Annotated in this window: 19 protein-coding genes and 1 tRNA gene; 9 read left to right on the forward strand and 11 right to left on the reverse strand. The window is 67.1% G+C overall.

Annotated elements, in window-relative coordinates; all coding sequences use genetic code 11:
• Window positions 1–34: 34 nt before the first annotated feature.
• The 5 genes from LI336_RS14380 to LI336_RS14400 all read right to left on the reverse strand — a co-directional run bounded on the left by LI336_RS14380 (window position 35) and on the right by LI336_RS14400 (window position 4,649).
• Window positions 35–1,402: a DUF5305 domain-containing protein gene (locus LI336_RS14380; RefSeq protein ID WP_227133834.1), complete on the reverse strand. Its 1,368-nt coding sequence runs from the start codon at window positions 1,400–1,402 to the stop codon at window positions 35–37.
• A gap of 41 nt (window positions 1,403–1,443) precedes the next feature.
• Window positions 1,444–2,592, reverse strand: a complete 1,149-nt coding sequence (locus tag LI336_RS14385; RefSeq protein ID WP_227133835.1) for a signal peptidase I — start codon at window positions 2,590–2,592, stop codon at window positions 1,444–1,446.
• Window positions 2,593–2,643: 51 nt separating this feature from the next.
• Complete coding sequence (locus LI336_RS14390; RefSeq protein ID WP_227133836.1) at window positions 2,644–3,210, reverse strand: hypothetical protein; 567 nt, start codon at window positions 3,208–3,210, stop codon at window positions 2,644–2,646.
• A 93-nt stretch (window positions 3,211–3,303) separates the two neighbouring features.
• The gene (locus tag LI336_RS14395; RefSeq protein ID WP_227133837.1) at window positions 3,304–4,053 is read right to left on the reverse strand and encodes a hypothetical protein; all 750 of its coding nucleotides are present in this window, start codon (window positions 4,051–4,053) and stop codon (window positions 3,304–3,306) included.
• 2 nt (window positions 4,054–4,055) lie between these two features.
• Entirely contained in the window at window positions 4,056–4,649 is a 594-nt protein-coding gene (locus LI336_RS14400; RefSeq protein WP_227133838.1) for a DUF7344 domain-containing protein, read from the reverse strand.
• 471 nt (window positions 4,650–5,120) lie between these two features.
• Between LI336_RS14400 and LI336_RS14405 the strand changes: the two genes are divergently transcribed.
• The gene (locus LI336_RS14405) at window positions 5,121–5,735 is read left to right on the forward strand and encodes a DUF7344 domain-containing protein (protein WP_227133839.1); all 615 of its coding nucleotides are present in this window, start codon (window positions 5,121–5,123) and stop codon (window positions 5,733–5,735) included.
• Window positions 5,736–5,833: 98 nt separating this feature from the next.
• Here LI336_RS14405 and LI336_RS14410 read toward each other — a convergent pair whose 3' ends face one another.
• Window positions 5,834–7,015: a CBS domain-containing protein gene (locus LI336_RS14410; RefSeq protein ID WP_227133840.1), complete on the reverse strand. Its 1,182-nt coding sequence runs from the start codon at window positions 7,013–7,015 to the stop codon at window positions 5,834–5,836.
• 114 nt (window positions 7,016–7,129) lie between these two features.
• On the opposite strand from LI336_RS14410, the gene LI336_RS14415 reads away from it, so the two are divergent.
• Together LI336_RS14415 and LI336_RS14420 are read left to right on the forward strand one after the other, a co-directional pair.
• Entirely contained in the window at window positions 7,130–7,510 is a 381-nt protein-coding gene (locus LI336_RS14415; protein WP_227133841.1) for a cupin domain-containing protein, read from the forward strand.
• Window positions 7,511–7,587: 77 nt separating this feature from the next.
• Window positions 7,588–7,755 carry a hypothetical protein gene (locus LI336_RS14420; RefSeq protein WP_227133842.1) on the forward strand — a complete coding sequence of 56 codons (168 nt, stop codon included), beginning with the start codon at window positions 7,588–7,590 and terminating at the stop codon, window positions 7,753–7,755.
• A gap of 54 nt (window positions 7,756–7,809) precedes the next feature.
• Here the strand turns inward: LI336_RS14420 and LI336_RS14425 are convergent, their stop codons facing one another.
• The gene (locus LI336_RS14425; RefSeq protein WP_227133843.1) at window positions 7,810–8,823 is read right to left on the reverse strand and encodes a hypothetical protein; all 1,014 of its coding nucleotides are present in this window, start codon (window positions 8,821–8,823) and stop codon (window positions 7,810–7,812) included.
• Between the two features lie 132 nt (window positions 8,824–8,955).
• Here LI336_RS14425 and LI336_RS14430 point away from each other — a divergent pair, with 132 nt between their 5' ends.
• The 5 genes from LI336_RS14430 to LI336_RS14450 all read left to right on the forward strand — a co-directional run bounded on the left by LI336_RS14430 (window position 8,956) and on the right by LI336_RS14450 (window position 15,023).
• Window positions 8,956–11,010 (forward strand): DEAD/DEAH box helicase, encoded by a 2,055-nt coding sequence (locus tag LI336_RS14430; RefSeq protein ID WP_227133844.1) that lies wholly within the window; start codon window positions 8,956–8,958, stop codon window positions 11,008–11,010.
• A 139-nt stretch (window positions 11,011–11,149) separates the two neighbouring features.
• Window positions 11,150–11,890 (forward strand): DUF7504 family protein, encoded by a 741-nt coding sequence (locus LI336_RS14435; RefSeq protein ID WP_227133845.1) that lies wholly within the window; start codon window positions 11,150–11,152, stop codon window positions 11,888–11,890.
• Between the two features lie 252 nt (window positions 11,891–12,142).
• Window positions 12,143–12,850 carry a DUF7504 family protein gene (locus LI336_RS14440; RefSeq protein ID WP_227133846.1) on the forward strand — a complete coding sequence of 236 codons (708 nt, stop codon included), beginning with the start codon at window positions 12,143–12,145 and terminating at the stop codon, window positions 12,848–12,850.
• Window positions 12,851–13,011: 161 nt separating this feature from the next.
• Window positions 13,012–14,901 carry an SLC13 family permease gene (locus LI336_RS14445; RefSeq protein WP_368408388.1) on the forward strand — a complete coding sequence of 630 codons (1,890 nt, stop codon included), beginning with the start codon at window positions 13,012–13,014 and terminating at the stop codon, window positions 14,899–14,901.
• A 49-nt stretch (window positions 14,902–14,950) separates the two neighbouring features.
• Window positions 14,951–15,023: transfer RNA gene (locus LI336_RS14450), tRNA-Pro, on the forward strand.
• A gap of 25 nt (window positions 15,024–15,048) precedes the next feature.
• Here LI336_RS14450 and LI336_RS14455 read toward each other — a convergent pair.
• The 3 genes from LI336_RS14455 to LI336_RS14465 all read right to left on the reverse strand — a co-directional run bounded on the left by LI336_RS14455 (window position 15,049) and on the right by LI336_RS14465 (window position 18,498).
• On the reverse strand, window positions 15,049–15,342 hold the full coding sequence (locus tag LI336_RS14455; protein WP_227133847.1) for a DUF3006 family protein: 294 nt from the start codon (window positions 15,340–15,342) through the stop codon (window positions 15,049–15,051).
• Window positions 15,339–16,784, reverse strand: coding sequence for a lamin tail domain-containing protein (locus LI336_RS14460; protein ID WP_227133848.1), 1,446 nt, complete (start codon window positions 16,782–16,784; stop codon window positions 15,339–15,341). Before LI336_RS14460 ends, LI336_RS14455 begins: the two co-directional genes overlap by 4 nt.
• 322 nt (window positions 16,785–17,106) lie before the next feature.
• A complete protein-coding gene (locus LI336_RS14465; protein WP_227133849.1) occupies window positions 17,107–18,498 on the reverse strand; it encodes a PAS domain-containing sensor histidine kinase in 1,392 nt (463 codons plus the stop codon).
• A 193-nt stretch (window positions 18,499–18,691) separates the two neighbouring features.
• On the opposite strand from LI336_RS14465, the gene LI336_RS14470 reads away from it, so the two are divergent.
• Complete coding sequence (locus tag LI336_RS14470; RefSeq protein ID WP_227134257.1) at window positions 18,692–19,972, forward strand: RNA-guided endonuclease InsQ/TnpB family protein; 1,281 nt, start codon at window positions 18,692–18,694, stop codon at window positions 19,970–19,972.
• 50 nt (window positions 19,973–20,022) lie between these two features.
• Here the strand turns inward: LI336_RS14470 and LI336_RS14475 are convergent, their stop codons facing one another.
• A complete protein-coding gene (locus tag LI336_RS14475) occupies window positions 20,023–21,201 on the reverse strand; it encodes an alpha/beta fold hydrolase (RefSeq protein WP_227133850.1) in 1,179 nt (392 codons plus the stop codon).
• Window positions 21,202–21,275: the final 74 nt, after the last annotated feature.

Here is a 21,275-nt window from a genome sequence, read left to right on the forward strand (position 1 = left end):
CGGCGTGCACACCCGCTTGCGGGAGCGCTGGGAGTCAGTCCTGCACGTCCAGGTTCGGTGTCGGATCGTCGTCGGACCGTGACCCGGTCGCCTCGGACGCGTCCGCGTCGTCGCTGGGTCGTGCGTCGACCGTGTTGGCGACGGTTCCGGCGTCGTCACCGGGGTCGTCGAAGCTCGCGGGGTCGTCGAGGAGGTCACGCCCGTCGTCGGTCTGGTCGAGGACGGCGTCGGGGTCGTGGGCGTCGGCGTCGCCGAACGGGAGGTCCTCGGCGTCGGCCGCTTCGGCGGTCGGCGCCGCCGCGTCTGACGGGTTCGTCCTCGCGAGTGCGTCGTCCGTCTCGCCGTAGGGGTCCACTGGTGGCTCGTAGACGTACAGTAGGTCGCCGTGGACGACCGCGTACTCGTCGCGGTCGCGGTCGTGGACGACGCGTTCGCCCGCGTCGATGGCGACGTCCGCGAGCCCCGCGAGCGAATCGACGACGACGCTGGGGCGCTCCAACGCGGCTGCCGGCAGTCGCCCGTCCGTTATCCAGTCGGCGTAGTCCGCGCGGTCCTCGTGGTACGCGAGATACTCGAGTTCCGCACCGTCGACCGCGAGAGCGCCGCTGCGTCGGAGGACGTGGACGGTGAGCGCGCCGAAGAGTCCAAGAACGAGCGCGAGCGGGCCGCCGACAGCGCGTGCCGCGCTCGGCGGGTCCGCGACCGTCGTCGTTGCCGTGTGGTTGAACGCGACCGACCGCGGGTCGTCGTCGACGCGGTAGACGCTCCCTTCGGTCGTCACCGGGAGGACGAACGACAGCGTCTCGGTCCCGTTCGCGCTCTCGCGGTCGACGGTGACGTCGAACACGACCCGCGTCTGGACGGACCCGGGTGCGCCGAGGCGCGCGCTCTCGTTGCGTGCCTCCGCGAGGGTCCGCGAGACGTTCACGGCGAACGGCACGGTCGTTCGGTCTCCGGGTACGAGCGTCGTCGCGTTCGACCCGAGCGACCGGACGTCGCGCCAGTACACCGTCCGGTCTTCGGTCTCGCGCTCGCTCGAGACGCTCTCGACGACGAGTCGACGCGAGACGTGCACGGTCGCCGGTGCGTCCGCGCCCGCGTACCGGAGCGAGAGACGACCCCGCAGGGTCGGCATCACGCGAGAGAAGTAGACGCTCCGGTTGTGGACCGTCGCTCCCGGCTCGAACGTCGTCGTGTTCGCGCCCTCGTGGACGGTCGCCCGGTGCGCGAACGACCCGTCGACGCGGAACTCTTCGACGGTCCGCTCGACCTGCCGCTCGTCCGTCGAGGCGTGTGCGTCGTACGCGACGACGCCGCCGACGGCGGCGACCGCGAGCGCTGCGACGAGCAGCACCGTCGCGTACTCGTCGAGCACCGCGCGCGTCCGAACCCCCTCGATCATGGTTGTACGTTGTCGTTTTTCATGGTATGTGTGGTGCCTGATTATCGATACAACCGCCGCAGTCGGCGTTTGAGCGACAGATCGACGGGGAGCGTCCGCGCGGGCGCCAGCCGCAGGCGACCGCGGACGCGACCAAACACGGAGCGAGCGAGCACGAACGCCACGAGTCCGAGTACCGCGTCGACCGCGCCCCGGGCCACCCACGGGTCGACCGCGTGGAGGCGCCGTATCGTCGACGCGGGTAGCACGCCGACGTACCGGTGCTGGACCACGCGCGCCTCGTACCGGCCCGTCGTCGAGGGCGCGTTCACCGTCGCGTTCACCGTCGCGTTCGACCGTGGTCCGAGCACGACTGTCCCGTCCACGACCGTCGTCGCCCCACCGGGCGCCGAGAGGACGGCGACGCTCGGGACGAAACCCGGGTTCGAGAGCGAGAGCGAGACTGTCCGCGACTCGCCGGCCTCGATTCCACCGCGGACGCGCTCGTCGGGCGCAACGCTGTCGTAGGGAACGGCGGTCGCTCCGCTGGACAGCAGCATCGTCGCCGTGGCGACGCCGACGACGACGAAGACGATGCCCGCGACGAGCACGCTCACGCGGTATCCGTCGTCGCGGCGATCCGAACGCCTCTCCGATCGCGTTCCGCTGGACTCCGCGAGCAGTTCGTCGAGCACGAGAACGGTTCCCGCGACGACGACGAGTATCGCGGCCAGTTGCCCGGGGTCGTCCATCCCGAGCAGCGACGCGAACGCGTCGAAGACGCCGCGCATCGCGGCCACGATACCACCGAATCCCGGGACGACCAGAACCGAGCCTCCGGGCGCGGCCGCGACGGCGACCACGCGGTCGCGGGCGACCAGCGGCGCACCTCCCTGTTGGTCCGTGAACGCGTTCGCGTCTCCACGAGTCACGAACCCGTCGTCGGTCTCGTCCACGACCCGATGCGTCGTCAGCCGTCCGTTCGGCTCCCGGAACGTCACGACGTCTCCAGGTTCGACGTCGCCGGCGACCGGCGCCGGAACCGCGACGAATCCGTCACCGGGTTCGAGCGTCGGTTCCATGCTTCCGGTCTCGACGAACGCGAGCCCTATCGGCTGTCCGAACGCACTCCCGAGGACGACCACCGCGACCAGGAGGAGCGACCCGAACCAGAGTGTCGAACGGAGTCGACCGGTGACAGTGGTCGTCATCGAGAGAGGTGGTGTTGGGAGTGTGGACGGCAGTGGTGGTGGGGTGGTCCGTCAGACGACCGTCCGCTTGACGTGGACGATGAACTCGTCGTCCTCGTCGAACAGCGACGACAGGTCGTCGCCGGGACCGAGGTTGCTGTTGCGGAGGTCGACCTCCACGCCGACGGGCACCGACGACGGGTAGTTCGGGTTGTCGCCGTCGATGAGGACTGCTTCTCCTTCGTTGTTGATGCTGCCCGTGTTCGTGAAGAAGCTGAGCCGGTTGCTCGGCGATTCGATCCAGATCTTGTAGACCTGAAGGTTGTTCCCCGAGTTGTTCTGGTTCTCTATCGTGAACGCGCTCCGGAACGTCGTCACGGAGTCGGGATTCAGGCCGTTCCCGTCGCCGATGTTCCCGAAGTCGAGCTCGACTTCACCGTCGTCGTAGGTGACGAACTGCGCGTGATGTCCGGCACCACCGTCGTTCGGCTTGATCGCGACGTACGCGTTCTTGTCGGAGGCGACCCGGCCGGTGAGTCCGCGCTCGCCTTCCATCGTGGTGACCGCGCCCGTGCCGACCGCGGCCGTTCCTCCTGCGAACAGTGCGCCTGCGCCGATGATGAACTTGCGTCGTTCCATAGTTGTCCCCCCTTCGTGGGGCAATTGCCACTCGGTTCCATACCCACAATTACATGAGGTGACTGTGGGGAACAAAGGCGGGCATTGTGGGTGCTATGGCAGCCGTTGCACGACCGTAATCGCGGTATTCGGGTGATCTATCGCTGGTTCGGCGCCACGGCCGAGCTGACGTCGGGGCCTCGTCTCGAGCCGCGACACGGCGACGGTGGGTGCGGTCAATCCGGTCGCGGCGGTCGTCGATTCGTCCGCATCGGTCGTCGAGTCGTCCGTATCGGTCGTCGAGTCGTTCCCGTCGGTCGTCGAGTCGTTCCCGCCGGTCGTCGTCGAGGCGGTCTCCGCATCGCGTTCACCGTCGGTATGGTCCGTTACGCTCCCGCAGACCACGTCGACGTCCATGCGGATGGTGGTCTCGACGTCGCCGTGCACGGCGGACACCTGAAGGACGACCGGAACGGACACGCGGCCGGTTCGACCGCGGCAGTCGACGGCGGCCCGCACCGGTACGACGTCACCGTGAGCGACGCCGGTGGTACCACCGTCGACTGCCACCCGGCTCCCCGCCCGGTGAGCGACGCTGACGTCGACCGGCCCGGACGTGAAACCGTTCCGGACGACGAGCAGCCGAACAGCGTCCTGTCCGCCCACGACCGGTTTCTCGCCGGCGTACTTCGGTGGTTCCGGCGAGGCCCCACCGGGGTCCCAGACGCTGACGTGTGCGTCCTCGTTGGTCGCGACGTCGAACGCTATCGACCGGTCGATCGACGCCACGCTCACCGAGCCAGTCGGTGCGAGCATCACGACCACCCCGACTGCGACCACGAGCGCGAGGATCCATCGTCGCACGGTCACTCACCCCTGATTTCCGGTGGTTTCTCTCGTTCGCCGAGGCGGTTGGCGCCCTGATAGTAGTGGTTCGCGCACGCGGACACGAGAACCACGATGGAGAGGAACACGGCCGCCGCGACGTCCGGGACGCTCGCGAACGGGCCGACGTTCAGGGCCGTGATCGCGGTGACGGCCGCGCCGAGCGCGCCGATGCCGAGGTAGTACTCGCTCCAGGGGACGTCGCGGCCGTCGACGAGTTCGAGGTAGACGTCGAGGTCCGCCGCGCGGTCGGTCAGCCAGACGTCCCTGCGTTCGGTCTCGACGAGCCCGACGTCGTCGAGCTCCGGGACGTGCGTCTGCTGGAGCGCGTTGTAGACGCGGCGGCGTTGCTTGGACGTCACCGCGTTCGTCGACACGTCGTTCTCCCAGGCCGCGATCTGCGTGGCGAGGTCGCCGACGTCCACTGGCGCGTCGGCGCGCTTGAGGTAGTGGATGGCGAACCGACGGCGCTGGTTCCGGAGGACGTGGAAGAGTTCGTCGCGCGTCGGCTCGGTGGACTCCCCGCGTGGGCCGAGTGTCGATGCGGTCGTCGTGTCCTTCGTGGTTGTACTCATGCGTACGTGTACCCCCGTGGTCGAGTCGATGCCCTCTCTCACCGGGAGGGCGCGTCAGCGTCCGTAGTCGGTAGGTATGTGTAACCAAAACACATCGAACCACATTGTTAGACAGTGCAAACTAGCCCGTCGGGTGTGCTTGCGGTCGAGCAATCGGTCATCGCGGTCCGTACCCGGGCGCTCCTCGGCGTCGCGCGAGCCACCGGCGCGCGTCGACGGTGCGCGTCGGTGACGACCCCGGTCGCCCGGTCGTTGACGGGTTGAACGCGCCTCGACGCGCCGGTTCTCGCGAGCACGTGGAACGCCATGTCGACCCTCGTTCGAACGTAAGTCGTCCATAATCGTCGAAAACCGGTTTTCAAGCGTCACTATCTAGATAGTATTCCACCATATCGGGCCGGAACTTGTGTGGTAAAGTCATACAACTAAGCCGGCCCGGGTACGTTGTACTTCCGTCCGGGGGGACATTCGATGAGCAAAGCAACAGAGACTGGGGGAGTTGAGACGCCCACGTCGTCCGACGACGACGGGACGATCGTGGACGAACCACCGACTGACGCTACGGGGGAACCGAGCGACGACGAGGTCTTCGAGTTACTGGCGAACCAGCGTCGACGGTTCGTCCTGCACTACCTGCGGCGACGGCCCGACGAGTGCGTGTCGCTGTCGACGCTCTCGGAGGCCGTCGCGGGCTGGGAGCACGGCGTCGACGCGGCGGACCTCGACTACCGGGAGCGAAAGAGCGTCCGGAACTCGCTGCACCAGTTCCATCTCCCGAAGCTCGACGAGGCCGGGATCGTCGCGTACGACGCCGACATGGACGAGATATCGCTTCGCGACCCCGTCGTCGTGGACGCGTACCACGCGGTCGCGGGCGGCGACGACGCGGTCCCGTGGACGGCGTACGTGGTCGGTGCGGGCGCGGGCGCGGTCGGCGTGCTCGTGCTCGCAGCGGCCGGCGTCGTCGAGGGGGTCGTCGCCTGGGCGCTCGCGGTGCTCGCGGCGGTCGCGGTGACGGCTGCGCACTACTACGGGCGAACGACGGGTCGGCACGTCGACGGCCCGCCACCGGAGTGCCGCGAGTGAGAGCGAGCCGATAGTCAGGCCACTCGGCTGTCGAACCGGTAGTCGGACGACCTGGCTATCGAACCGGTAGTCGGACGACCTGTCCGTCGAACCGATACTCAGGCCACTCGACTGTCGGGGTCGTTCGCGGGTTCGGCGGTCGACCCGGTGAGCCGGCCGCTCTCCTGGATGACGTTGAACGCGGTGACGAGGTCGGTACGGGAGACCAGGCCGACGAGGTCGTCGTCCTCGATGACGAGGAGTCGGCCGACGTTGCTGCCCTGGATCGTCTGGAGGGCGTCCATCGCCGCGGCGTTCGGTTCGATGGTCTTCAGTTCGGTCGTCATGACGTCGCCGACGGTGTACGCGTCGCGTTCGACGGGTTTGACGTCCTTCGCGTCCGCGAGCGTGACGACGCCGACGAGCGTGCCGTCGTCGAGCACCGGGTAACCGGTGTGGCGTTCGCGGAACATGCGGTCGACGAGTTCCGCGATGCTCGTCTCCGGCGTGACGGTGTGGAGGTGTTCGCGCGTGGTCATCACGTCCCCGACGGTGACGCCGTTGAACACCGCCTTCATCACGACCTGCTGGCTCTCGCCGCTCGCGCCGATGTAGATGAAGAACGCGATCCCGATCATCAGGAGTTGGCCGCTGAGCAGTCCGAACAGGCCCAGGAGGACGGCGAACCCTTTGCCGACGCTCGCGGCGATCTGGGTCGCTTTCGCGTACGGGCGGTTCCGCGCGAGGAGTGCGCGGAGGACGCGCCCGCCGTCCATCGGGAATCCCGGTAGCATGTTGAACACGGCGAGCGCGACGTTCATGACGGCGAGGTACGCGACGACGAACGCGATGGCGGCGAGGCTCTGCGGGACGAGGAACGCGACGGCGGCGTACGCGAGGCCGCCGAGCGCGACCGAGACCGCTGGGCCGGCGATGGCGACCGCGAGCTCTTGCTTCCAGTCCTCTGGCATCTCCGAGAGCGACGCGATACCGCCGAAGATCCAGAGCGTGATGGAGTCGATGGTGTACCCGTACCGCATCGCGGTCAGCGAGTGCCCGAGTTCGTGGAGGACGACGCTCGCGAACAGGCCGATGGCTGCGGCGCTCCCGACGAGCCAGCGGACGTTCTGGCCCTCCAGCGCGCCGGCGTCGATGGCGACCTGCGGGAGCTGGTTGACGAGCTCGACGGTGCTCGCGACCTGGCCCGCGATGAGGTACGCGAACAGCGGGAGGACGAGGAGGAAGGTCACGTCCAACTTGATCGGGATGCCGAACAGCGACCCGATGCGGTAGCTTCGCATACTCGTACGTAGCAGTGGAAGGGGCTTAAATCGCCGGCCACGCTGGCGCGGCTGGCACACGAGCACTGTCTTCGACGACGCGGTTTGAAGTACGGTCGTGGCGAACGGTCGATCATGACCGAGACGGGAGACGCGACGCCGGTGGTTCGACGCGCCGAGGCCGTCGAGTACGAGGCCGTGGACGCGGCCGATGGACTGGAGAAGGGCGTGCTCGTCGACGAGAGCGACGGCGCGCCGAACTTCGCGATGCGACGGTTCACGCTCGCGGCCGGGGCCGAGGTCCCCGAGCATACGAACGCGGTCGAGCACGAGCAGTACGTCCTCGAAGGCGAGTACGTGGTGGGTATCGACGACGAGGAGTACGCGGTCGAAGCGGGCGATTCGCTCCTCATCCCGGCGGGCACCGTGCACTGGTACCGGAACGAGAGCGACGAGCCGGGCGCGTTCATCTGCGTGGTTCCCAACGGCGACGACACCATCGAACTCGTCGAATAGGGTCGCTTGGCGGCTGACTGGCGCGGACTACGTTCGCGACCGGCACACTTTTGATTCTTTAGGCCGACCTAAATCGCATGGGCGAACGAGACGTACCCCGCACGACCCGGGCACGCACCGGCCTCGCACTCTTCGGTGCCATCTTCGGGTTCGGCGACCGCAACGGTCCACCGGAGGCGCATCGAGCAGACGGCGAAGTCGTCGACGACGACGGCGTGCGCGCCGACGGCGGCGAGGAAGACTGACGGCCACGACCGCCGTCGACGCCCCCCGCCGACGACCGCCAGCGACCGCCGCCGTCAGACGTCGATGTAGAGGTTGAACAGGTACCAGTCGCCGTCGTAGGACGCGACCGCGTGCCGGAAGTCGACGCGGTCCTCGTACTCGTCGGCGGGACGGAGGTCGTCGCCCATCCCGAGTGCGTCGACGACCGTCGAGAGCGCGTCCGAGAGCGGCGGGGCCTCCTCGTAGCGCTCTCCGGGTTCCTCGTCGACGGCCGCGTCGAGAACTTCGCGAACGGCGTCCGACGGAGCCTCGAACCGCGCGTCGGGAACGGTCTCCTCGACGTACGTTTCGAGTTCGGCCCGCGTCGACGCGACGCGCTCGACCGCGAACGTCCGCTCCGGGACCGTCACCGTCCGGCGTTCGGCGACGACGCGGAACGTCTCGTCGTAGTAGTCGACGTAGTCGAACGGCGGGTCGGGGACGAGCGCGCTCTCCTCGACGGACAGGTCCCGGTGGTAGTGGACCGGGCGGAGCCCGTCGACCGCTGGCTCGCCGAGGAACCCGTCGTTGCCGGCGTAGACGGCGTCGAGCGCCGCCTGGAGTACCTCGCGGTCGCGGTCGGAGAGCGAGTCGAAGGGCTCGCTTCGGACGGTCGCGTCGCTCGGCGGCTCGTCGTCGGTGCGCGTGGTCGCGAACAGCCAGCGGTCGCGTTCGACCTGCCGCGTCCGCTCGGTCGTCACCGCGTAGAACTCGCCTTCGCGCTGGAGGAACGTCGGCCGCGGCCGGACGGCCTCGCCCCACTCGTCGGGCTCGACGAGCGGCCACTGGACCGCGGTGACGCGACCGGTCTCGAACAGGGCGTCCACCCACTCGCGTTTCGTCGCCGCGTCGTAGTCGATGCGCGTGTCCGCGCGGACCACCGTCGGGTCGGCCACGAGGAACGTGCTGGCGAGCGACCCGTCGACGTCGCTGGTGTGGAGGACGTAGTTGCCGGAGCCGCCGAAGCTCAGGCAGCCCGCGACGGCGGACGTGCCGACGCCGCCGAGGGCGCACGTCGCGCGGAGGAACGCGCGTCGAGAGGAGGGCATGTATCGTGACTGACAGTCCGGACAGGCGGGTAAACGTCTTGTGTTCGCCTGGACCCGGGCGCGCCACGGGAGCGTGCCGCGCGGTACCGTGACTCCGAGAGCCTGAAATACCCGGGTCAAGTAGAGTCTCGCGTGTCACAGCAGGTCCAGCGCGTCGACACGCTGTTCCTCCACGAGCGCGGCGACCGCTACGACGTCGTCGTCCAATCGGGTGGGGAGCGTGCGCTCCGCGGGAAGCTCGAACCGAAGGAGACCTCGGCAGGGCCCCGGCCCGGGAAGTTCCGCGTCGTCGACGGGTCCAGCGAGGAGCCGCGGTCGCCCGACGAGTTCGTGGACCTGGCGCGTCGCGCCGACCGCATCCGCATCAGCGAACAGACCAGCCAGCCGGCGCGCGACGAGCTCCGCGAGCTCCTCGACGGCTACCAGCTGTCCGCGAAGGTCGTCCGCACGTGCCGGTACTGCGCGACCGACGGCCGGTACTCCCCGATCACGAGCGACACCGCCATCAAGGCCGGACGGGACGAGATCTGTCCGGACTGCGCTCGCGCGGAGCTCGAACAGGAGCTCGCGTTCCACGGCGAGTTCACCGCGGACGCCAAGGACCGCCTCGAGGAGCTCATGGTCGACGTCCGCGACCTCGGCCGCATCAAGAACCTCCTCGAGGGACAGCTCGACCCGGACCTGACGAAGTTCGACGAGATATCGGCGACCACCGACGACATCGACCTCGTCGGCGTCGACACCCTCGACCTCCACCCGGGCATCCAGAACCACCTCGAAGGGCGGTTCGACACGCTCCTGCCCGTGCAGAGTCTCGCCGTCGAGAACGGTCTCTTCGAGGGGAAGGACCAGCTCGTGGTGAGTGCGACCGCGACCGGGAAGACGCTCGTCGGCGAGCTCACGGGCCTGGACCGCGTGCTGAACGGGCAAGGGAAGATGCTGTTCCTCGTTCCGCTGGTCGCGCTCGCGAACCAGAAGCACGAGGACTTCCAGGACCGCTACGGCGACATGGTCGACGTCACCATCCGCGTCGGCGCGAGCCGCATCAACGACGACGGGAACCAGTTCGACCCCGGTGCCGACGTCATCGTCGGCACGTACGAGGGCATCGACCACGCGCTCCGGACGGGGAAGGACCTCGGCGACGTCGGGACGGTCGTCATCGACGAGGTCCACACGCTCAAGGAACCCGAGCGCGGGCACCGCCTCGACGGCCTCATCTCGCGACTCAAGTACTACTGCGAGAACCGCGCTGCGGCGCGGTCGAGTTACGGGGGCGCGCAGTGGGTGTACCTCTCGGCGACCGTCGGGAACCCCCGCGAGCTCGCCGCGGGTCTGGAGGCGAACCTCGTCGAGTTCGAGGAGCGACCGGTCCCCATCGAGCGTCACGTGACGTTCGCGAGCGGGAAGGAGAAACCCCAGATAGAGAACCGCCTGGTGAAGCGCGAGTTCGACCGGGAGTCCTCGAAGGGGTATCGCGGGCAGACGATCATCTTCACGAACTCGCGGCGGCGCTGTCACGAGATAAGCCGGAAGCTCGAGTACTCCTCGGCGCCGTATCACGCCGGGCTGGACTACGGGCGACGGAAGACCGTCGAACGGAAGTTCGGGAACCAGGACCTCGCCGCCGTCGTCACGACCGCGGCGCTCGCCGCCGGCGTCGACTTCCCCGCGAACCAGGTCATCTTCGACACGCTCGCGATGGGTATCGAGTGGCTCTCGGTACAGGAGTTCGAGCAGATGCTCGGGCGCGCCGGTCGCCCGGACTACCACGACCGCGGGAAGGTGTACGTGCTCGTCGAACCGGATTGCGCGTACCACAACTCCATGGAGATGACGGAGGACGAGGTCGCGTTCAAGCTCCTCAAGGGCGAGATGGAGGACGTCCTCACGAAGTACGACGAGGACGGCGCGGTCGAGGAGACGCTCGCGAACGTCGCCGTCGGCGGCACGGACGCGAAGCGGTTGAACGACCGGATGCTCGGCGAGATTCCGACGAAGCACGCGCTCGGGAAGCTGCTCGAGTTCGAGTTCATCGACGGGTTCGCGCCGACGCCGATCGGGCGCGTCGTCTGCACGCACTTCCTCACGCCAGGGGACGCGTTCACGATACTCGACGGCATCCGGAAGGACGCACATCCGTACGAGATCGTCGCCGATATCGAACTCAAGGACGCCGACCTCTAGCCGCAGAACGGTTCGACACTGCGGAGTGAAAATCAGTTCGCGATTCGACCTAGAAGTAGTCGTTCCTGGTAACCAAAGAGGCCAGAAGTATCAAGTAAAAGCCTCTCAATTTTCTAACCAACGCAGGCTGGGGTTCATCATGGAAGGGATACACATCGACGATGGCGCGCACAACGTGCTGGTGACGACGGACGACGTGGAGACCTGCACGGCGTGCCTGGACGACGGGAACCCGGACCGTCGGGCGGAGTTGACCGTGACGTACCCGAGCGAGTCCGCGGAGCAGAGCGGGTTCGGCGACCACGGTCGGATGCAGCCCGCGAAGAAGGGCCTCATCTCCATCGGGGACATGATGCGGTCGGCGACGGCGGCCAGCGGGAGCGGCCCGGACTTCACTGGTGCGGTCGCGCAGGACGCCATCGCCGACCCGACGAACCTCCAGCGGCTCGGGACGTCCATCAGCGAGTTCTGTCAGCGCTGGGACGACAAGGGCTACGACATCTACGTCTGCTTCGACTCGCTCTCGGCGCTCCTCGAGTACACGTCGCCCGAGGTCGTCTTCCAGTTCTCCCACGTCCTCACGAAGCGACTGGAGTCCGTGGACGCGACCGCGCACTTCCACCTGGACCCGGACGCGCACGCGGACGAGACGGTGGCGACGTTCCAGTCCATCTTCGACCAGGTCGTCGGCGAGGAGACGGAGGCGTCGACGATGGACGTCGACTACGAGGAGGCGAGCGACGACGACATCGCGGCGCTCGCCGAGGACTGGAGCGAGGACGCGTCGTACTCGATCGTCGGCGGGACGCACGACCGACCGGACGAGGTCACGGAGGCGACGGACGACGACATCGAGCAGATGCTCGCAGAGCGCCTCTGAGCACCCCAGCACGTCTCGCGGTGTCTCGCCTGATTCTCCCGGTCGCTTCGACGCTCGGGAACCGCTGGTCTCGTTCGCTCGCGCACTCGGAATGCGTCCGTTCGAACGAGCGAACGACACCGGCATGCGTACCCAACGTCACCGCGGGCGGATAACCAACAGATATCACCGTAGCGGGGCTCTCGGGCCGGAAGCCATTTACTTACGGTCCACGTGAACCGGTACGAACCGGCACTCAACCGGGGGCATCCCATGACGGACCGAACCGAACCCGAGAAAGCCGTCCTCCTCGTCGACGAGACCCTCGACGACGAGGACGGCGAACACTGCGACGAACTCATGAACGTCGCCGACGCCAGCGACCGCGCCGAACTGTTCGTCACGTTCCCAGCGGACGCCACCGACCGCGTCGGATTCGGGACCGTGGGCATGGGGCGACAACCCCACAAGCGCGGTATCGTCGTCGTCGGCGAGGTCGTCGGCGTGGGCGCCGACGAACCCGACTACGACGACCCCATCGCCGAAGCGCACGTCGCCAGCGCCGACGACCTCCGCGAGCTCGGCCAGTCCATCAGTCGCTTCTGTCAAGAATGGCGCGACCGCGGCCACGAGATCGGCGTCTGTTTCGACGGCCTCGGCGACCTCCTCGACGCGAACGAACCGGAAGCCGTCTTCCAGTTCTTCCACGTCCTCACGAACCGCCTCGAGACCGTCGGCGCCACCACGCACGTCCACGTCGACCCCGACCGCGTCCCCGAACGCACGCGCCTCACGTTCGAACAGCTGTTCGACGAGACCGTCCACGAAGAGGTCGAACTCGACGCGCTCATCCCGACGAACACCGGCCGCGCGAGCGACGACGACGTCGCCAACGCCATCGGCGACGACCGCGGGTCCAGCACGCACGGCTCCACGGGCGAAGCGAGCGACGACGACATCGCAGACGCCCTCCCCGACTGACCCGTCGCAGACGCTACAGCCACCACCGACGACCAGCCACCTCCACCCACCACCGACAGCGAGTCGCGCACGGCCACCACCGACAACGAGTCGCGCGCACAGCAGCCGCCAGCCCCGCCGACTTCCCTAGGTTTTAGGGAGCGACTCCCGTCGACACTGCCGTGGTCGCACTCACGCCCGAGATACTCGTCGTCTTCCTCGTCATCGCGGGCGCACTCGCGCTGTTCGCAACCGAAGTCGTTCCCGTCGACGTCACCGCGCTCGGCGTCGTCGTCACCCTCCTCGTCGTCTCCGAAGGCAGCCAGTACCTCCAATCGGTCGGCATCATCGCCGACAGCGTCGTCCTCGTCACCCCACAGGAAGGCATCAGTGGGTTCGCGAGCACCGCCACCATCACCGTCCTCGCGATGTTCATCCTCTCCGACGGCGTCCAGCGAACCGGCATCGTCGGCATCCTCGGCCAGAAGATGGCGTCGTTCACGAAAGACGACGAGAACCGCCAGCTCGGCGCCACCATGGGCCTGGTCGCCCCCATCAGCGGCTTCATCAACAACACCGCCGCCGTCGCCATCCTCCTCCCGATGGTCACCGACCTCGCCCACGACGGCAAGACCTCCCCCTCCAAGCTCCTCATCCCCCTCAGCTACGCGTCGATGTTCGGCGGCACCCTCACCCTCATCGGCACCAGCACGAACATCCTCGCGAGCGAACTCGCCGCCGGCCTCTACGACCCCACGGACGCGCGCTTCGTCGGACTCGAAGGCGGATTCAGTATGTTCGAGTTCACTGCACTCGGCGCGATCGTCACCGTCGTCGGGTTCGTCTACCTCTTCAGCGTCGGCCGCCTCCTCCTCCCCGAACGCATCAAACCACGCGCGGACCTCACCGAAGAGTTCCAGATGGCGGACTACCTCACCGAAGTCGAAGTCCGCGAAGACTCCCCGATCGTCGGCCAGACCGTCAGGGACGCACTCGTCCAGACGGACTTCGACGTCGACCTCGTCCAACTCATCCGCGGCGACGAGACGTTCCTCGAACCACTCGGCCCGAAGACCATCCAGGTCGGCGACGTCTTCGCCGTCCGCACCGACCGCGACACCCTCGTCGAACTCATGGACGCCGAAGGCCTCGACCTCCTCGCCGACGTCACCGTCGACGAAGACGAACTCGAAGCCGCCGAACGCGCCGAGAACCTCGTCGAAGTCGTCGTCGCCCCCGGGAGCGCGCTCGTCTCCCAGAGCCTCCGGACGAGCGCGTTCCGCCAGCGGTACGACGCCACCGTCCTCGCGCTCCGCCGCGGCGACGAACTCTTCCGGAAGCGCATGGACGACGTCCAGCTCCGCGTCGGCGACACCCTCCTCGTCCAGGGCACCGCCGACAGCATCGAACGCATGGACGCGAACCGTGACTTCATCGTCGCCCAGGAGATCGAACGCCACGACTGGCGCGAAAGCAAGATCCCGGTCGCACTCGGTATCGTCGCCGCCGTCGTCGGCGTCGCCGCCGCCGGCATCCTCCCCATCGTCGTCAGCGCACTCGCCGGCGCGCTCGCGATGGTCCTCACCGGCTGCATCAAACCCGGTGAACTCTACGACGCCGTCCAATGGGACGTCATCGTCCTCCTCGCCGGCGTCATCCCCCTCGGCATCGCCATGGAGACCAGTGGCGCCGCCGCCCTCGTCGCCGACGCCCTCGTCAACGCCGCGAACGTCCTCCCCGCCATCGTCATCCTCGGGCTCTTCTACGTCCTCACCGCCGCCCTCACGAACGTCATCAGTAACAACGCCAGCGTCGTCCTCATGATACCCGTCGCCGCCGAAGCCGCCGTCACCCTCGACGCCTGGGCGTACCCGTTCATCCTCGCCGTCACGTTCGCCGCCAGCACCGCGTTCATGACGCCCGTCGGCTACCAGACGAACCTCTTCGTGTACGGCCCCGGCGGCTACAAGTTCACCGACTACCTCCGCGTCGGCACCCCACTCCAAGCCATCTTCGCCGTCGTCACCACCCTCGGCATCTACTTCCTCTGGGGCCTCCAACCACCCGCGTGAATACGCGGAACGAAACCCTTACCACCAAACCCACCGAAGGAACGAACGAGGGCTGGTGGGTTAGCCTGGTATACTTCGGGCCCTGGGAGCCTGTGACGCCAGTTCAAATCTGGCCCAGCCCACTCCATCCGACCCGTTTTCCGGTAGTTACTCTGCGTCGTCGTCGCTCGGTGGTCGACTCGAGAGCTGGTCGAACCTGTCTTGCGCGGCTTCCTGGCGTTCTTCGGTGTCCGCTGGCTGGTACGTCCACTCGACGACCTCGCCGTCACTAACGTCGACGGTGAAGAGTGCGTCCGCGTGCCGTCCCGTCTCCGGGAGGTCGGTCGCGTCTCGGAGTTCGCTCGCGACGTCCTCGCCCGTTCGTTCGTAGAAGATGGTGGCGAGGCCGTCCTCGATCGAGTCCACCACGGCCGTGTAGGTGCCATCGTCAAGGTCGATCATTGGTACGTCTCCTCTAGGACGACGTCGCCTTGGTTATTCCGCACGGTCACGGTGTCGCCGGCGTTGTTCCAGATGGGTGACTCGCTCCCCCAGTACAGGTCCGCTGCCGTATCCGAGCCGCTGCCGGTATGCAGCGTGATGGTGTCGCCCGGGGCGAGCGTGGTTCCGTCCGGGACGGTGTACGTGTGACCCGCTTCGTCGGTGATCGTCCACCCGGAGAGGTCGAGGGTGCTGCTCCCGGTGTTCTCGAAGACGAGGTACTCGTCGTTCAGGTTCTCTCGGTCGTCGCCGTCGGCGTCTGCGTGCACGCGCTGGAGGGCGAGTTCGCTGTCACCTGCAGTCCTCGTGGTGCCGCCGTCCGTCGCGGCGGTCTCTGTCGTCTCGGTCTGCAGACTCCGCCCGTCGAGCACGCTGCGTTCGACGACCTCGCCACCGTCTCCAGGGGCCACTGGGTCGGCCTCCCTGAGCTTGCTGGGGGCCGTGGGCGCAGCCGCTTGCGTCCGCACCGACACGCGCTCGCCGTCACTCACGAGCACGACGTTCCCGTGGGTTGCCGTCCAGTACGTCGGGATCAACCGCGAACTCAGTCGCTCGAGCACGGCCTCGGTCGGATGGCCGTACTGCGAATCGTACGCGCTCGAGATGACCACGAACTGTGGCTTGACGGTATCCAGAAGCCCGCCGCTCGTCGACGACGACGAGCCGTGATGCCCCGCTTTCAGGACCGTCGCGTTCAGTCGCTCGCCGTACTCCTCGACCAGGTACGCCTCCTGGTCGTCCTCCGCGTCTCCCGTCAGGAGGACGCTCGTCCGCCCGAAGGAGAGCTTCAGGACGATACTGTTCTCGTTCCGTGCTTCGTTCTCCAGGTACGGCTCGGGCGGCCCGAACACGCCGACGTCGACGCCCTCGAACCGGATGGAATCGCCCGCTCGCGTCTCGTACAGCGTCACGCCGTGTGCTTCTATCGCGTCGAGGTACTGGCTGTACGTCTGCGTGCTCGCTGCGACCCCCGGGTCGTAGACCGCGCCGATGCCGTCCGCGTCCGTCTCGTAGTACTCGATGATCGCGGCGTTCCCACCGATGTGGTCGGCGTCGTTGTGCGACACGACCAGGTGGTCGATGCGGTCGACGTCGTGCGCCCGCAGGTACGCGAGGACGTGCTCGCCGTCGTCCCGATAGTGCCCGGTATCGTAGAGCATCGTCTCTCCCGTCGGCCCGACGATCAACACGCTCGCCGACTGCCCGACGTTGATGTAGTGCACCTCCAGCGACCCGTTCTGCCCGCCACTGGCCGGGTCGGTCGATGCTATCGTCGAGTCTGGGGCATCGTCGGCGGTCCCACTGGGTTCGGTCTCCATCGCTGGCGCCGCACTCAAACACCCTGCCGAGACCACGAAGAGGGCCACTGCGAGGACAGCTATCGTCCGGTTCCAGCCTCTCATACGACCCAGTTCGACACCCAATGGTAAAGAGCCACATACCAAGGCAATCCTTCGCGTCCGCGGCGACCTGTGTCGGCCTGAGGGCCGTTCGCGTCCGTGGTCGCCCCGGGAAGGTCGCCGAGCGTCTCGACTTCGAACCGCTGCACAGGTCACGGAAGCGCGACGGGAGAGGAAGCGCGACGGGAGCGTACGACCTCGGGCCAGCGCGAGACGTAGTGCCTGCGCGAGCGTCACGCGTGGTGAGCCACGCTGTCCCGATCGTCCGATCGATGACGCGGTCCGTCAGTCGGTGACGCGCCCCGTCTGTCGGCGACGCGGTCCGTCAGTCGGTGACGCGGTCGAACGTCACCTGGATGCGGTTCCCGTCGTCGCTCGACTCGACCGTTATCTCGCCGTTCGAGCGTTCGACGAGCCAGTAGACGAGCCAGAGGCCGAGGCCGCTAGAGTGGTAGACGTCGGTCATGTCGTGGTCGCCGGTGAGGACGTTCGCTTCGATGCCGGGGATGGGAGTTGCGTTGTCGGTGACCGTGACCGTGACCTCGTCGGTGCCCTCGGTGACGGTGACGTGAACGGCTGGCTCGGGGTCGTCGTTGTGGTGGATGGCGTTCTCGAGCAGTTCGGTGATGGCGGCGTCGAGGCCGTCGATACAGCGTGCACGAGCGGCGTCCGGACACGCCACGTCGACGGTGCTGTTCGGGTATCGGTCGTCGATGCGTGCGACGCACTCTTCGACGGTGGCGGCGACGTCGACGCGGTGCCTGGACGCGTCGGCGTCCAGGCGTTCGATGAGCGCCCGGCCTTTCTCGGCGCTTTCGAGGAGCGCTTCGGCGGTGTCGCAGATGACGTCGGTGTGCGGGGCGGCGTCCGGGTACGCGTCCGCGATGCGTCGGGCTTCGCCGAGGACGACCGTGAGGTCGTTCCGGAGGTTGTGCCGGAGGAGCGTATCGATGACGTAGAGTTGGCGTTCGCGACGCCGACGGTCGGTGACGTCGCGCGTGAACCCGGTGATGCGGACGACCTCGCCGTCCTCGATTATCGGTTCGGCCTGCACCCACACCCACGTCCCGTAGCCGTCCGTCGAGTCGGCGCGGTACTCGATGCTCTGGGAGTCACCAGTGGCGAGCGCGGCCATCGCCTCCTCGACGCGCGGTACGTCCTCGGGGTGGACGGTGTCGAGGAACGACGTCGGGTCCGCGTAGAGTTCCTCGACGTCCCCGCCGTAGACGTCCTCGTACGCGGGGTTGACGAAGAGGAGTTCCGTCCAGTCGGCGCTGAACATCCAGAGGACGTCGCCCGTGGTCGCGGCGAGCTCCTGGAGGCGCGAGGTCGTCTCCTGTCGGTCGCGTTCCGCGGTGACGCGGTCCGTGATGTCGCGCGAGCTGACGACGTACCCGTCGAGGTCGTCGTCCGTGCAGTTCGACAGCCGGGATTCGAACGTCACCCACGAGCCGTCCGCGTGCCGGAACCGGTACGTGGCGGTGTCCTCGGCGTACCCGTCCGCGTGGACGAGGCGTTCGAACGCGGTCCTGATGGCGTCGACGTCCTCGGGGTGGATGTAATCGAACGCGTTCGTACCGAGGACGTCCTCGGGGTCGTACCCGAGGGTGCGCCGGATCGCCTCGTTGGCGTACGTGACGTCGCCGTGCTCGTCGACCACGACGATCTTGTCCTGGGCGTGGTCGAGAAGGACGTCGAACGACCCGGACGGTACCATTGACTAGAGTCGTAGGAGCCTGGAGGCGTATAGATGCGTCGACAAGTTATTACGGAAAGTCAAGGAGAAAGCCCCGCTCTTCAGGGCGGGGATGAATCCGACAACGTTGACGCCGACCACCAGTTCAACGCTCGGCAGGATATTCCTCGCTCGAACCCATACGTTCAAGTAACGATATCGACATAGGTTACGTATAGCGAAACAGGTCGTCACCCGCACCTACACTGCGTCCATACGGAACCAGTCACGGGTGTCTGACGACCTTGACTCGCTCGGGTTCGCAGCCTCGAAGCTCTGGAACGTCGGACGATGGGTCTGCGACCGAGTCTGGTCAGAGATAGGCCACATCCCCGGCCACAACGAACTCACCGCGTACCTCAAGAGCCACGAACGCTACGATGACCTGCATTCGCAGTCAAGTCAGCGAGTCCTCCAAGAACTCGCTGAGGCGTTCAACGGCTGGTACGGCAAACGACGCAACGGAGACACACGAGCGAACCCGCCGAAGTACCGCAAACACGGTGACGACCACCCGCGAAGCACGGTCACGTTCAAAGCCGCCGGCTTCAAACTCGACACCCAGTACAACCGCGTCCGACTCAGCAAAGGCTCGAACTCGAAAGACTACTGGTCGGACTTCATCCTGTGCGAGTACCAAACCCGCCCCGACGTTGATCTCTCGACCGTGGAGAGCGTTCAACAGGTTCGGGCGGTGTGGACTGGTGAGGAGTGGGAACTGCACTTCGTGTGCAAGGTCGAGATCGAGGTTGCTGACTCTCCCGGTGAGAAGACGGTGGGTGTTGACCTCGGGATCAACAACTTCGCCGCACTCGCCTACGAGGACGGCCACAGCGAGCTGTACCCCTTGAACTGTCTAAAACAGGACGACTACTACTTCAGCAAACGTCTCGCAAGGTGCGACAACTCGGATTCCGAGCAAGCAAACCGATTGAACCAGAAGAAGTCGGCTCGCCGCACCCACTACTTCCACACGCTCTCGAAACACATTGTCCAACGGTGTGTGGAAGAAGGGGTTGGAACGATTGTGGTGGGCGACCTTTCGGGCATCCGCAAGGACGCCGAGAGCGATGAGTCGACGAACTGGGGCACGCACGGCAATCTCGACCTGCACTTGTGGGCGTTCGACCGCTTCACCTCGATGCTTGAGTACAAGGCCGAGATGGAGGGTATCTCGGTTGAGGAAGTGTCCGAGCGAGACACGAGCAAGACGTGTTCGTGGTGTGGTCGCAAGCGTGATGCGAACCGTGTGGAACGCGGGTTGTACGTGTGTGACGACTGTGGGACGGTGGCGAACGCGGACGTGAACGGCGCTGAGAACATCCGACAGCAAGTATCTCCGAGTCTCGCCTGGGATGGGGGAGATAGGAGTAACGGCTGGTTGGCACAGCCATCGACGTACCTGTTCGATTCGGAGAGCGGCTGCTTCGCACCGCGAGAACAGGCCACGTCGTAGACCACAATATCCCAACGCGGGAATCCTCGCCCTTCAGGGCGGGGAGGATGTCAATCGTCGGCGGCGTGTGCGTCGTCGTCGTAGGGGTCGACGTAGAGGTTGACGCCGAGGATGGTTATCTCCTGGTCGCTCGCGGGGTCGTCTGCGGGGAACTCCGGCTGCACGTACTGGTAGGAGCGCTCGCGGACGACGTACGCCTGGTCGTCGACGTCGAGGTCGCCTTCCGCGCGAGCGTCGCCGTCGCTCCGGTCGATGGGGAGCGACCCGAACTCGACGACTTCGCCGACCTCCGGGACGGGGAGCTGGGACGCAAAGCGCGTCTCGAGGAGTTCTTCGGTGTCGTCGTCGCGGAAGTAGTGGTACGTCTGGTTCGGTGCGCGCGGGCCGGCGTTCACGTCGATGCTCGGGTCCGTCATGCCTGTGGGTTCTCCGGACCGTGAAATAAGGGTTGGGTGCGGGCGAGTCGAGGACGCGTTCGCGGGAGTCGGACAGCGGTCGAACGCCTCGCAGAGCCAGTCCGCGACCGCGACGGCGAGCCGGTCGTGCGCGGTCGGGTACGAGACGGTCGCGCGCTGACCGCGCGCCTGCCCGTAGTACCAGCCGGCCTGCGAGTGATTCATGCCGTCGATGCGGACGACGCTCGCGTTCGCCGGGAGGTTCCCCATGGTCTCCTGGAAGCGCTCGCGGTCCAGAACCACGTCGCGCGTCCCGACCACCGACAGTGCCGGGATGCGCTCGACGGGGCGGTCGCAGTACGCGCCGACGAGCAGGAGGCCGTCGACGCGCCCCGGGTTCGCGTTCGCGTACCGGCACGCCATCGCCCCACCGAGCGAGTGCCCGCCGACGACCCACTCGTCGATGCCGCGCTCGTCGTCGATCACCGCGCTCGCCTTCCCCTGCGAGAGCACCGCGAGGTTCGCCCGCATCCTCGGAACGAACACCGTCACGCCAGTCGCTTCGACGACGCGCGCCGCCGACGACAGGTACGCGTCCGGCGCCACGCGCCCACCCGGATAGAACACCACGCCGACGCCGTCACCCGCACGCCGCGTCCCCGCGTCCAGCGCATCGGTCGGCCGCACCACGAACCCGCCGTACGCCCGCTCGACGCTCACGTTCGCGTTCGCACGCACCGACTCGGTGACGTCCGCCGGCGCATGGAACCCCAGCACGCCGAAGTACACGTAGAACCCAGCCGCGGCGAGCACGACGACAACGAGGACGCCCACGGCGACCACCCCAAGCCAGCGACGACGCGACCACGACGGCACCCGGTCCCGGACGTCATCCACGAACGACGATT

This window comes from Halorubellus salinus, assembly GCF_020567525.1.
GTDB lineage: Archaea > Halobacteriota > Halobacteria > Halobacteriales > Natrialbaceae > Halorubellus > Halorubellus salinus.